At 67.5% G+C, this 11,043-nt stretch carries 12 protein-coding genes, 1 tRNA gene and 1 other RNA gene; 7 read left to right on the top strand and 7 right to left on the bottom strand.

The annotated features are described in order from the left end of the window. Window positions 1–385 (top strand): hypothetical protein (locus KDG50_01830; GenBank protein MCB1864142.1); only part of this gene is annotated, 385 nt, incomplete at its 5' end. A 4-nt stretch (window positions 386–389) separates the two neighbouring features. Here the strand turns inward: KDG50_01830 and KDG50_01825 are convergent. Then, window positions 390–2,492, bottom strand: coding sequence for a transporter substrate-binding domain-containing protein (locus KDG50_01825; protein ID MCB1864141.1), 2,103 nt, complete (start codon window positions 2,490–2,492; stop codon window positions 390–392). Next, entirely contained in the window at window positions 2,489–3,016 is a 528-nt protein-coding gene (locus KDG50_01820; protein MCB1864140.1) for a hypothetical protein, read from the bottom strand. Before KDG50_01820 ends, KDG50_01825 begins: the two co-directional genes overlap by 4 nt. A gap of 136 nt (window positions 3,017–3,152) precedes the next feature. Between KDG50_01820 and KDG50_01815 the strand changes: the two genes are divergently transcribed. The 5 genes from KDG50_01815 to recR all read left to right on the top strand — a co-directional run bounded on the left by KDG50_01815 (window position 3,153) and on the right by recR (window position 6,205). After that, window positions 3,153–3,242: transfer RNA gene (locus KDG50_01815), tRNA-Ser, on the top strand. A 48-nt stretch (window positions 3,243–3,290) separates the two neighbouring features. Next, window positions 3,291–3,387: signal recognition particle sRNA small type (gene ffs, locus KDG50_01810), an RNA gene on the top strand. Window positions 3,388–3,637: 250 nt separating this feature from the next. Further along, window positions 3,638–5,248, top strand: coding sequence for a DNA polymerase III subunit gamma/tau (gene dnaX, locus KDG50_01805; protein ID MCB1864139.1), 1,611 nt, complete (start codon window positions 3,638–3,640; stop codon window positions 5,246–5,248). 38 nt (window positions 5,249–5,286) lie between these two features. Further along, the gene (locus KDG50_01800; protein MCB1864138.1) at window positions 5,287–5,604 is read left to right on the top strand and encodes a YbaB/EbfC family nucleoid-associated protein; all 318 of its coding nucleotides are present in this window, start codon (window positions 5,287–5,289) and stop codon (window positions 5,602–5,604) included. A gap of 10 nt (window positions 5,605–5,614) precedes the next feature. Continuing rightward, window positions 5,615–6,205: a recombination protein RecR gene (recR, locus tag KDG50_01795; protein MCB1864137.1), complete on the top strand. Its 591-nt coding sequence runs from the start codon at window positions 5,615–5,617 to the stop codon at window positions 6,203–6,205. A 27-nt stretch (window positions 6,206–6,232) separates the two neighbouring features. Here recR and KDG50_01790 read toward each other — a convergent pair whose 3' ends face one another. Next, window positions 6,233–6,640 (bottom strand): hypothetical protein, encoded by a 408-nt coding sequence (locus tag KDG50_01790; protein MCB1864136.1) that lies wholly within the window; start codon window positions 6,638–6,640, stop codon window positions 6,233–6,235. Between the two features lie 205 nt (window positions 6,641–6,845). Between KDG50_01790 and KDG50_01785 the strand changes: the two genes are divergently transcribed. Then, the gene (locus tag KDG50_01785; GenBank protein MCB1864135.1) at window positions 6,846–7,196 is read left to right on the top strand and encodes a histidine triad nucleotide-binding protein; all 351 of its coding nucleotides are present in this window, start codon (window positions 6,846–6,848) and stop codon (window positions 7,194–7,196) included. A gap of 13 nt (window positions 7,197–7,209) precedes the next feature. On the opposite strand, the gene KDG50_01780 is transcribed toward KDG50_01785, so the two are convergent. The 4 genes from KDG50_01780 to ettA form a co-directional block, all read right to left on the bottom strand. Beyond that, complete coding sequence (locus KDG50_01780) at window positions 7,210–7,815, bottom strand: HupE/UreJ family protein (GenBank protein ID MCB1864134.1); 606 nt, start codon at window positions 7,813–7,815, stop codon at window positions 7,210–7,212. Then, on the bottom strand, window positions 7,812–8,405 hold the full coding sequence (locus KDG50_01775; protein MCB1864133.1) for a HupE/UreJ family protein: 594 nt from the start codon (window positions 8,403–8,405) through the stop codon (window positions 7,812–7,814). Before KDG50_01775 ends, KDG50_01780 begins: the two co-directional genes overlap by 4 nt. 72 nt (window positions 8,406–8,477) lie before the next feature. Continuing rightward, the gene (locus KDG50_01770) at window positions 8,478–9,338 is read right to left on the bottom strand and encodes an ATP-binding protein (GenBank protein ID MCB1864132.1); all 861 of its coding nucleotides are present in this window, start codon (window positions 9,336–9,338) and stop codon (window positions 8,478–8,480) included. A gap of 29 nt (window positions 9,339–9,367) precedes the next feature. Further along, window positions 9,368–11,032 carry an energy-dependent translational throttle protein EttA gene (gene ettA / locus KDG50_01765; protein MCB1864131.1) on the bottom strand — a complete coding sequence of 555 codons (1,665 nt, stop codon included), beginning with the start codon at window positions 11,030–11,032 and terminating at the stop codon, window positions 9,368–9,370. Between the last annotated feature and the right edge of the window lie 11 nt (window positions 11,033–11,043).

Genomic DNA, 11,043 nt, shown 5'->3' with positions numbered 1-11,043 from the left:
TGCGAATTTCGAGCTGTTCGCACGGCTCATGGAGGAACCCAACTATGTCGGCCGTGTGTTTGGAGACATTTCCGCGATGCCGCAGATCAACCGCTTCGACCCCTGGCTGATGCGCATACTCGAGCGCGAGGACTGGGACGGGCGGTTGGTCAACGGCTCGGATTTTCCGCTGCCCGGCGTGGCGCCGCTGATCATCGTGCGCCGGCTGGTGAATGCGGGACTGCTGGCGGCCGAGCACGCGGGCGTTCTTACGGATCTGCGTGCCTACAATCCGATCCTGTTCGACTTCGTGCTCAAACGTGCGCTGGTCTGGAAGGGTCGCGGTTTCCCTGCGCGGACCTTCGAAAGCGCGCCGTTGTTCGCGCGTGATCCGGCGTCTGCATAAGGTCCTAGCGAATGTCCGCCTCGGCGGCGACGAGAAACTCCAGATAGGCGTGATAGCGCGCGCGGACTTCACGCACATAGCGCACGGTCTGCCCGCCGCGAACGTATCCGTAGCGCGCCTTTTCGGCGAACTTGGGTTGCTCCAGCAGGCGTAGTGCCTTTTCGACCTGTCCGAACCAGCGGTCCGGGTCCAGTCCCTGCTGGCGCGCGAGGATGCGCGCGTCGCGCACATGACCGACACCGGCGTTGTAGGAGGCCAGCGCAAACCACAGCCGGTCCTCGACGCGCAGATCGCGCTCGAAACGCTCGCGCAGCCAGTCGAGATAACGCACCCCGGCCTCGATGGCGCGCTCCGGCGCCAGCAGATCGTCGATCCCGAACTGCGCGGCGGTCGCTGGCAGGACCTGCATCAGTCCAAGCGCGCCGGCCGAGGACTTCGCGCGCGGATTGAACCGGCTCTCCTCGAACATCAGGGCGACGATCAGCCGCCAGTCGAAGCCATACTGCGTGGCGAAGCGCCGCACCTCGCGATCGAACGGCGACAGCTCGCTGGTGCCAGGGTGTTCCGGTGCGCCGGCCACGTCGTCGTTCGGCGATTCCACATAGCGTTGCAGCAGCAGGTTGTATTCCAGGCCGCGCAGACTGCGGCTGAAGTATTTGGAGATCGCCTCGCGCAGCGCGGGGTTCGACGCGCGCAGGTACCAGACGAAGCGGGCCTGTTCGCCGATCTCCAGCGTCTCGACGATATCCGTGCGCCCGCTCATGCGCAGGGCCAGGGACGCCTCCGCGCTGACCAGAAACGGCATCTGGCCGCTGGCGACCTGGTCGAGTAGCTGCGATGGCGTGTACTGGGTCGCGATCGGCACCAGCACGGCGCGTGGCAGATCGGTGCCGGCGGTCGCGGTCTTCAGGAGGTCCCAGACCGGAGTGCCGGGCCGCGCGAACACCGGGCGTGCCGAGAGCACTTCAAGCGACTCGGGGCGCGGTTCATCGGCACGCGTCAGGATGCTGGGTTGCACGTAGAGATACGGCGCGGTCGCGGCCAGCCCCTTGGGCACGGCCTGCGGGCGCAGCAGGCCGCCGACGATGTCGGCGCGACCGTCGGCGACCATCGCCAGCGCCTCGGTGCGGTCGCGCGCGCGAACGACGTCCAGGCGCAGGTCCAGCGCCTCGGCAAGCTGGTGCGCCAGCTCGTACTGAAAGCCACGCTGCTCGCCCTTCCACAGATAGTGATGTCCGCGCGCGTCACGCAGGGCGATGCGCAGGCTGCCGCGCGCGCGCACCTCGGGCAGGTCACCGGTCGATCGCTCGCGCTCGACCCGCGCGAGCAGTTCGCGTTCGAGAAACCGGTCCAGCGCGAGCAGGGCCTCCGGTTGCCCTTTGCGGATCGCGAAGGCGGCCAGCCGTTCGCCCGGCAGGGTCTGCACGACGCGGATTGCGGGATGCCCGGGCGCCGCGGCGGCAAATTCGTCGGCACTCTCGGCGAGCCGGTCGACGCCGCCATCGGCAAGCAGGTTCAGCCGTGCGTCGATGTCGAGCTGGTCATCGAGCGGCAGCAGTTCGATCCCCGGGTACTGCTGCGCAACCGCCTCGACATCCACCCAGGCCGCGCTGGCCTCGATCGCGCCGATGCTGTGCCTGCGCAGCTCCTTCGGATGGACGCTCTTGTGACTGCCGGGTGGGCCAAGGATCGCGGTCTGGAGATGCTCGAACGGCACGCTGAAGTCCAGCTGCTCGCGCCGCGCTCCGGTGACGGCATGGCGCGCGGCGATGATGTCGCCCTCGCCAGCCAACAGTGCGCGGTCCAGATCGGCCTTGCGTTTGACCGCAATGATCTCGAGTTCCGCGTCATGGACCGCAGCGAAGCGCTCCAGCACCGTCAGTTCCTGCGTGAGCGGTGTGTCGCGTTTGCCGGCGGTCCATTGCGCGACTGCGAGCGGATCGGCCAGCGCGCGCAGCCGGCCGCTCCCGCGCATGCCCGCGAGGAGGTCGTCGCCGGAATTGGTGCTCGTGGGTTCGGTGCCGCCGGGTGGCGGACGATCGCAGCCGCAGGCGAGCAGCGCAAAGACGCAAAGGCATGCGAATTGCGCCGCGCGCCCGGTCGTCATGGCGCGTGGAAGAAATAGTCCCAGTCTCTGCCGCTCAGTTCGCGCAGCCGGGCGAACAGCGTCGACTGGGGTTGCACCTCGCCTGGAAAAACCGGCACGAACTCCAGTGCGGCGCGGATCGCGCCGGCATGGTGTCGCCAATCAAGGCGTGCGGCGTTCAGGGCCGTGCCGCAGCCCGGGCAGGGCCACTCGCCCAGCGGATCGGCGCGCCAGCGCTCCAGGTGTTCGCGCCAGTCGCCAAACCGGTGCCTACAGTTGCGGCAGCGTGGGGCGACGGCGTTGGTCCCGGCCAGCAGCGTTGCGTGCGACTCGCGCACGAGCCGCAGGCACAGGGGTTCGCCGGCGGCGTCGACCAGCGCCGGCGCGCAGCCGACCAGCGTGAAGTGCTCCACGAATCCGGCGCCGACGGGGACGCAGCCCGGTTCGGGATCGGCGCCGCCGAGCGCCAGCGCGGCGGCGATGCGCACAAGGTCCGCCCGCGGGAGGTCATCGGCATGCTCGGGATGCAGGATCAGACTCGCCACGGGGCGGGCACTCGTGGATTCGCCTTCGTTTGGTTTGCGCGCAGTGTAGCGCTGGCTTTAGTCTTAGCGGCCCCGCATCGATCCCAAGGGACATGCCGGTCGTCGGGGCGGGGGCGGTGCAAGCCGTCCAACTGCAGGAGAGATGCCGGAGCGGTCGAACGGGCTGGCCTGGAAAGTCAGTATAGGCGCAAGCCTATCGAGGGTTCGAATCCCTCTCTCTCCGCCATTCGATCATCGCGCAAGCGTGTTGCGCGCACCGCGTCCATGGTGGCCGCGTCGGTCCCCCCGCGACGAAAAGCTGTGAACCCGGTCAGGCCCGGAAGGGAGCAGCCGCAGCAGTGGACTCGGGCGCCGGGGTGTGGCTGGCGCGGCCGCCGCCATCGATTCCGGATGCACGGATCAATCCGTCGAAGGATTGCCAGCGCAACAAAGACGAAACGGCGCGGTTTTTTCTTTTCTCTGTGATCCGCGGCGCGCGCCTGCTGGATCGCGGCGGCACATCCCTGAGCCGCGGTTCCCGCCGTGCCGGTGGCATGCCGGATCAATGCAATCAATCGTGCGGGCGCCGGCGCCCGGCGGTAGGATGGCCACTTCCGATTTGCGCCAGCTGACCGCCCGCTCATGTCCTACGAAGTCCTTGCCCGCAAGTGGCGCCCGGCGCGCTTCGATCAGTTGGTCGGGCAGGCGCCGGTCGTGCGTGCGCTGACCAACGGACTGAATTCCGATCGGCTGCATCATGCCTTCCTGTTCACGGGCACGCGCGGGGTCGGCAAGACGACGGTCGCGCGCATTCTGGCGCGTGCGCTCAACTGCGAACGCGGCGTGAGTTCGACGCCCTGCGGCGAATGCACGAGCTGCACGGAGATCGCCGAGGGTCGGTTCGTGGACCTGATCGAGGTTGACGCGGCCTCCCGCACAAAGGTCGACGAGACGCGCGAGCTGCTCGAGAACGTGCCCTACGCGCCGGTGCGCGGCCGCTTCAAGGTGTACCTGATCGACGAGGTGCACATGTTCTCCAATCACAGCTTCAATGCGCTGCTGAAGACGCTCGAAGAACCGCCGCCGCATGTGAAGTTCCTGCTCGCGACGACCGATCCGCAGCGTCTGCCCGTGACCATCCTGTCGCGCTGCCTGCGTTTCAGTCTGCGGCGCCTGACTCCGCGCGAGCTGCACGAGCATCTGGCGACGATCATCCAGGCCGAGGACATCGAGGCCGAGACCAGCGCGCTGGAGCGCCTCGCGCAGGCCGCCGACGGCAGCGTTCGCGATGCCCTGAGTCTGCTCGATCAGGCGATTGCCTTCGGCGCCGGGCGCGTGCGCCTGGCCGACGTGGAATCCATGCTCGGCGTGGTGCCCGGGGAGCGGGTGCGGCGGCTCATCGAGCGGCTGGCGGCCGCGGACGCGCCGGGCGTGCTGGCACTGAGCGCCGAGCTCGCGCAGTCCGGCACGGTCGACTTCACCGAGCTGCTGGGCGATCTGGCCATGTGGCTCCAGCGCATGGCGCTGGTGCAGGCCGTGCCCGGCGCGCTGGGCAGCGACGTGCCCGAGCGCGATGCGCTTGTCGCGCTGGCCGCCGCGGTCGATCCGCAGGAGCTTCAGCTCTGGTACCAGATTGCGATCCTTGGCCGCCGCGATCTCCCGCTGGCCCCGGACCCGCACTCGGGTTTCGACATGCTGATGATCCGCATGCTGTCGTTTCGCCCCGGTGGCGTGGCGCCACGGGCCGAAGCCGAACCGTCGCATACGCCGGCCAGACCGACCAGACCGGATCCAGCATCGATTCGCTCGGAGCGTACGCAGTCCGCCCCACCCGCAGCGGTGCAATCCGGGCCGGCCATCGATGACATCGACCCACCCGACTGGGCCGAACTGCTCGAGCAGCTGGGGCTTGGCGGGCTGGCGCTCGAGGTCGCGCGGCATTGCGTATGGGGCGGTCGCGAGGGGCGGCGCATCACCCTGGTCATCGACCCGGAACGCGTGCGCATGGCCACGCCGACCGTGCGCGGCGGGCTCGAACAGGCCCTGCGTCAGCGCTTTGGCAGCGAGGTTGTGCTTCAGCTGCAACCCGCCGAGGCGCCGCTTGCGACACCGGCCCGCCGGCAGGCCGAGCAGACGGCCGAGCGCCAGAGCCGCGCCGAGCAGGCGGTCGCCGCCGACCCGACCGTACAGGCGTTGCAGCAGACCCTGGGCGCTCGTATCGTTTCGGGCTCGGTCGAGGTCGTCGACGACTGACCCGTGGCCCTTTCTCCCCAATCCAAGCAGGTAACGCCATGAAAGCCGGTCTCGGCAATCTCATGAAACAGGCCCAGAAGATGCAGGAAGACCTGCAGCGGGCCCAGCAGGAACTCGCGAATGCCGAGGTCACCGGTGAGTCCGGCGGCGGCATGGTGAAGCTGCGCATGAACGGGCGTCACCAGGTCCTCGGCGTGACGATCGAGCCGGGTGCGATGGAAGATCGCGAGATGCTCGAGGACCTCGTCACCGCGGCGGCAAACGACGCTGCCGCACGCATCGAACGCCTGACCCAGGAGCGGTTCTCGGGCATGACCTCGGGCCTGAATATTCCGGGCCTGAAACTGCCGTTCTGATTGGCGTCGCGTGAGCGCGTTGCTCGATCGCCTGATCGAGGCCCTGCGCTGTCTGCCCGGCGTGGGTCCGAAGACGGCCCAGCGCATGGCCTACCACCTGCTCGAACGCGCGCGTCCGGCCGGTCGCCAGCTGGCCGAGACGATCCAGCTCGCCGTCGAGCGCATCGGCCACTGCCAGCGCTGCCGCACGCTCAGTGAAGAGCCGGTGTGCAGGCTCTGTGCGAACCCGAATCGCGATGACGGCCTGCTCTGTGTCGTGGAGTCACCGATCGACGTGCGGGCGATCGAGGCGACCAGTTCCTACAGCGGGCGCTACTTCGTGCTCATGGGCCGGCTGTCGCCGCTCGACGGCATCGGTCCGGCCGAAATCGGTCTCGATCAGCTCGACGCACGGCTTGCCGAGGGTGGGCTCACCGAGCTGATCATCGCGACCAATTCAACCGTGGAGGGCGAAGCCACCGCGCACTACATCGCTGATCTCGCCCACGGTCACGGCGTGCGGGCCACGCGCATCGCGCATGGTGTGCCGATGGGCGGCGAACTCGAATTCGTCGACGGTGGCACGCTCAGTCAGGCGCTGCGCGGCCGCACCGTCCTGTAGCCTCATTGCGGCCCTTGTGAACCGAACTCAGCCCCCGGAATCGGTGCCGGCGATCTCGGCAATCAGCGGCGCCAGGTCTTCGATGCTGGCGCCTTGCGCATATGCGGCGAACACCATCGCGCGGACTTCGGTCTCGAGTTCGGCAAACCGGTCGGCGTCCTTACCTGACCGCTCGCGCAGGGCGGATTTCAACGGCGGACGCTGGTAGGAGGCCATCACGTCGGCGGGCTCGACGGCGACCCGCGTGCGTGCCCAGGCGGCTGCCACCGGGGCAACCTGTTCCATCCGTGCCTGATCGGCCCGGAAATGAATCTCGGTTGCGTTCTCGAGCTTGGCAGCCTCGGCGCGGAGCTCGGCCAGGAAAGGGTCATCGTCGCTGGCATGTGCGCCGATGGACGCGATTGCAAGGATCAGTGCGGAAATCGGCTGTTTCATCACAGTCTCCTGAGCGGGAGAGCCTAAGGTGATGCTCATGCTGGACGCGCGCACGTCCTGCGGACAGCCAAAGGTGAATATTGCACAAAACTTTTGCCTGGCCTCCTGGGCGGTCCGGTGCTGCGCGAGCGACTGGCTGTCGCTCCGGGGCGTTGCAGGGGACAGGACACTAGAATCTGGCCCACACGAGTGAACTGGAGAGCCCATGAACGACCCGAATTGCCTGTTTTGCAAGATCGTTGCCGGCAGCCTCGGCGGCCCGCCCCTGTACCAAGACGAGTGGGTCACGGCCTTTCGCGATATCAATCCGAAGGCGCCCACGCACATTCTGATCGTGCCAAACGAGCACATTGCGACCATCAACGACGTCGAGCCACGGCATGCCGAACTCGTGGGTCGGATGGTGCTGGCGGCGCAGGGTATCGCCGCCGACGAGGGGTGTGCCGAACCCGGCTATCGATTGGTGTTCAACGTCAACGCGGATGCCGGGCAGACGGTATTCCACATCCATCTGCACCTGCTCGCCGGCCGGCATCTGGGCTGGCCGCCGGGCTGAAACGGTCCGCGGACTAGCCGGATGCGGCTGGCAGGCGTCCGCTCCATTCCAGCACCAGCACCAGCAGTGCGGCGGCGGCGATCCAGCTGCCGGCGATCCGGGTGCCGACCACAATCCAGGCCTGTCGGCGACCCGCGAGCAGGGCGGCCGGATGCAACACGGCCAGCCCCATGACGAGCAGCAGCCCCGAACCGTAGAGCATGGGGCTCGCGATCTGTGCGCGCACCGGCTCCACGTTTGCAACGCCCTCGCCCACGCCCACGAACGCGGCCAGCGTAATCGCAATGAACGACGCAAGCCGCGCGCGCGAAGCAAGCAGCAGCCCCAGCGCCAGTGCGAGCGGCAGCAGCAGGGCGGAGAGGATTGCAACGGGTAGTTCAGACAGCGCGGCCACGATGCCGACGCCGGTTCCGCCCAAGAGTGCGGGGGCGGTGCGCGTGAGTTCCCGCGGCTCCCGCTGACTGAGCCACAGCACCAGCGCGACCAGTGGCAACAACGTGGACAGGTGCAGCAGCGGGTGCAGCAGCCCGGAGTAGAGATCGTTCGCGGCGAACCCGAGGTGTGCCGCGGCGGGGCCGGCGTAGAACGCGGCGGCGAGCGCCGCCGCACGATGTTTCACAGCCCGACCAGCAGCCAGACGCCCGTGGCGGCGATCGCCGCACCGCCGGCACGCAGCATCGCCAGTCCGCGCGGCAGGTGCGTGATCAGGCCGATCGCGATGCCGGCCAGATGAATGAGGCCTGTCGCGAGCACGAAGCCGAAGCTGTAGGGCAGGGGATCGGCCTGGGACGGCAGCTCCACGCCGTGCGCGTAGCCGTGGAACAGCGCAAAACCGCTGACGATCGCCAGACTGATTGCGAGCGGAGGCCGTGCGTTCAGCAGGATCACCGCGCCGAGTACGACGACCGACAGCGCGATGCCCAGTTCGACGCTGGGGAACGGTATGCCGGCGATGCCCAGCACGCCGCCCGCGGCCATGAGCATCGGGAACGCGACCGGCAACATCCACAGTGCCGGGCGACCCAGCTGCGCGCCCCACATGCCGACCGCGAGCATCGCGAGCAGGTGGTCGATGCCGCCGAACGGATGCATGAAACCGCTGACCAAGGCGCCGGAATCCACCGCGCCTTGCTGATGGGCGAGCGCGACCGGTGCGAGGGTGATGAGCGCCAGCACGGTGGCGATACGAAACGCATATGAACTGGGCATGTTGTCGATCCTGTCTCGAGTGAACCGATGCGGCTGCGGATGCAGATTCCGCGACAGTTTCATGCGAAAGGCCTACGTGGGCAAGCGTCCCGCATAGTCGCGTGCAAACTGCCAGGCGATGCGACCGCTGCGTCCGCCGCGCGCGAGTGCAAAACGCAACGCCGCCTGCTCTGCGGCGTTGTCAAATTGCAACTGCGGGGCCAGCTTCTCGAGCCAGTGACGCACGATCTCCAGATACAGCTTCTGACCGGCCGGCGGAAAACTCAGCCACAGTCCGAAGCGCTCCGACAATGAAATCTTCTCTTCCACGGCCTCGCCATGGTGGATCTCGCCATCGACGAGATGACTGTCGGCATTGTCGCGCTGGTATTCCGGCAGCAGATGCCGGCGGTTCGAGGTCGCATACAGCAACACATTGTCCGGCGGCACGGCGATCGAACCATCGAGCATCGCCTTCAGTGATTTGTAGTCTGCCTCGTTCGCGTCGAAGGAAAGATCGTCAACGAAGATCACGATGCGTTCGGGGCGGCCATGCAGGGCATCCAGCAGTGCCGGCAGGGCGTCGAGATCGTCCTTCGCGATCTCGATCAGGCGCAGACCGGCGGCGCGGAACTCGTTCCACACCGCTTTCACGAGCGAGGACTTGCCGGTGCCGCGTGCGCCGCTGAGCAGCGCATTGTTCGCCGGTCGTCCCGCGAGGAACTGGCGGGTGTTGCGCAGCAGTTCCTGCTTCTGCCGGTCGATTCCGTGCAGATCGTCGAGCGCAATCGCATGCGGATGCCGCACCGGCTGCAGTGCTCGACGTGCACCCTCACGCGTGAAGCGCAGCGCTTCGCCGCTGGCGATGGCGCTGGCCGGGTCCGCGGATTCGCCAGGCAGCAGCCGCTCGAGTTGCGCGATCAGCGTATCGAGTCGTTCGAACAGCGCTTCCAGCGGCGTGTCGTTGGTCACCAAGGTCTCGGTCAGGCGAGCCGCTTGTACTTGATCCGGTGCGGCTGGCTGGCGTCCTCGCCGTTGCGCCGTTTGAAGTCTTCCTCGTAGTCGGCGTAATTGCCCTCGAACCACACGACCTGGCTGTCGCCCTCGAACGCGAGCATGTGCGTGGCGATGCGGTCGAGAAACCAGCGATCGTGCGAAATCACCACCGCGCAGCCCGGAAACGCGAGCAGGGCCTCTTCCAGCGCACGCAGCGTCTCCACGTCCAGATCGTTGGTCGGCTCGTCGAGCAGCAGCACGTTGCCTCCGGAGCGCAGCAGCTTGGCGAGGTGCACGCGGTTGCGCTCGCCCCCGGACAGATCGCCGACGCGCTTCTGCTGGTCCGTACCCTTGAAGTTGAAGCGCCCGCAATAGGCGCGCGACGGAATCTCGTAACGGTCGATGCGGATGATGTCCTGACCGTCGGAGATCTCCTCCCAGACCGTCTTGCTGTCGTCGAGCGACTGGCGGCTCTGGTCGACATAGGCGAGGTCCACGGTATCGCCGAAGCGGATTTCGCCGGCATCCGGCTGCTCGGTGCCCGTGAGCATCCGGAACAGCGTGGTCTTGCCCGCGCCGTTCGGCCCGATCACGCCGACGATGCCGCCTCGCGGCAGGCTGAAACTCAGGTTCTCGACCAGCAGCCGGTCGCCGAAGCCCTTCTTCAGGCCCTTTGCCTCGATGACCAGATCGCCGAGCCGCGGGCCCGGCGGGATGTAGATCTCGTTGGTCTCGTTGCGGGTCTGGAATTCGCGCGACTGCAATTCCTCGAACCGTTGCAGGCGCGCCTTGCTCTTGGCATGCCGACCCTTCGGGTTCGTGCGCACCCACTCGAGTTCGGATTTCATGCTGCGCTGGTGCGCGACCTCCTCGCGCTTCTCCTGCTCCAGGCGCTTTTCCTTCTGCTCGAGCCAGGAGGAGTAGTTGCCCTCCCACGGAATCCCGCGGCCGCGGTCGAGTTCGAGGATCCAGCCGGCGACATTGTCGAGGAAGTAGCGGTCGTGGGTGATGGCCACGACGGTGCCCGCATATTCGTGCAGAAAGCGTTCGAGCCAGGCGACCGACGCGGCGTCCAGATGGTTGGTCGGCTCGTCGAGCAGCAGCATGTCGGGTTTCGACAGGAGCAGCTGGCACAGCGCGACGCGGCGGCGTTCGCCACCGGAGAGCTTTGCGACATCGGCCTCCCAGGGCGGCAGGCGCAGCGCGTCGGCGGCGATCTCGAGCTGGCGGTCCATCTCGTGACCGCCGCTGGCCTCGAGCAGATTCTCGAGCCGCGCCTGTTCGGCCGCGAGCGCGTCGAAATCAGCGTCCGGCTCGGCATAGGCGGCATACACGGCGTCGAGCCTCGCGCGGGCCTCGGTGACGTCGGCCATGGCGGTCTCGACGTTGCCACGAACGTCCTTGGTTTCGTCCAGATGCGGTTCCTGCGGCAGATAGCCGACCTTGATGCCGGGCTGCGGGCGCGCCTCGCCCTCGATCTCGGTGTCGACCCCGGCCATGATCCTGAGCAGCGTGGACTTGCCCGCGCCGTTCAGGCCGAGCACGCCGATCTTTGCGCCGGGAAAGAACGACAGCGAGATGTCCTTGAGGATCTGGCGCTTCGGCGGCACGATCTTGCCGACGCGGTTCATCGTGTAAACGTACTGGGCCATTGCAGCGCTAA

The sequence above is a fragment of the Chromatiales bacterium genome (assembly GCA_020445605.1).
In the GTDB taxonomy this organism is placed as follows: domain Bacteria; phylum Pseudomonadota; class Gammaproteobacteria; order JAGRGH01; family JAGRGH01; genus JAGRGH01.
This window is presented reverse-complemented; position numbering and strand designations above follow the sequence as displayed.

Coding starts and splice junctions, on each gene's coding strand:
- ettA (MCB1864131.1), bottom strand. CDS start 11,032: ATGGCCCAGTACGTTTACACGATGAACCGCGTCGGCAAGATCGTGCCG.
- KDG50_01775 (MCB1864133.1), bottom strand. CDS start 8,405: ATGCCCAGTTCATATGCGTTTCGTATCGCCACCGTGCTGGCGCTCATC.
- KDG50_01785 (MCB1864135.1), top strand. CDS start 6,846: ATGAACGACCCGAATTGCCTGTTTTGCAAGATCGTTGCCGGCAGCCTC.
- dnaX (MCB1864139.1), top strand. CDS start 3,638: ATGTCCTACGAAGTCCTTGCCCGCAAGTGGCGCCCGGCGCGCTTCGAT.
- KDG50_01800 (MCB1864138.1), top strand. CDS start 5,287: ATGAAAGCCGGTCTCGGCAATCTCATGAAACAGGCCCAGAAGATGCAG.
- KDG50_01790 (MCB1864136.1), bottom strand. CDS start 6,640: ATGAAACAGCCGATTTCCGCACTGATCCTTGCAATCGCGTCCATCGGC.
- KDG50_01825 (MCB1864141.1), bottom strand. CDS start 2,492: ATGACGACCGGGCGCGCGGCGCAATTCGCATGCCTTTGCGTCTTTGCG.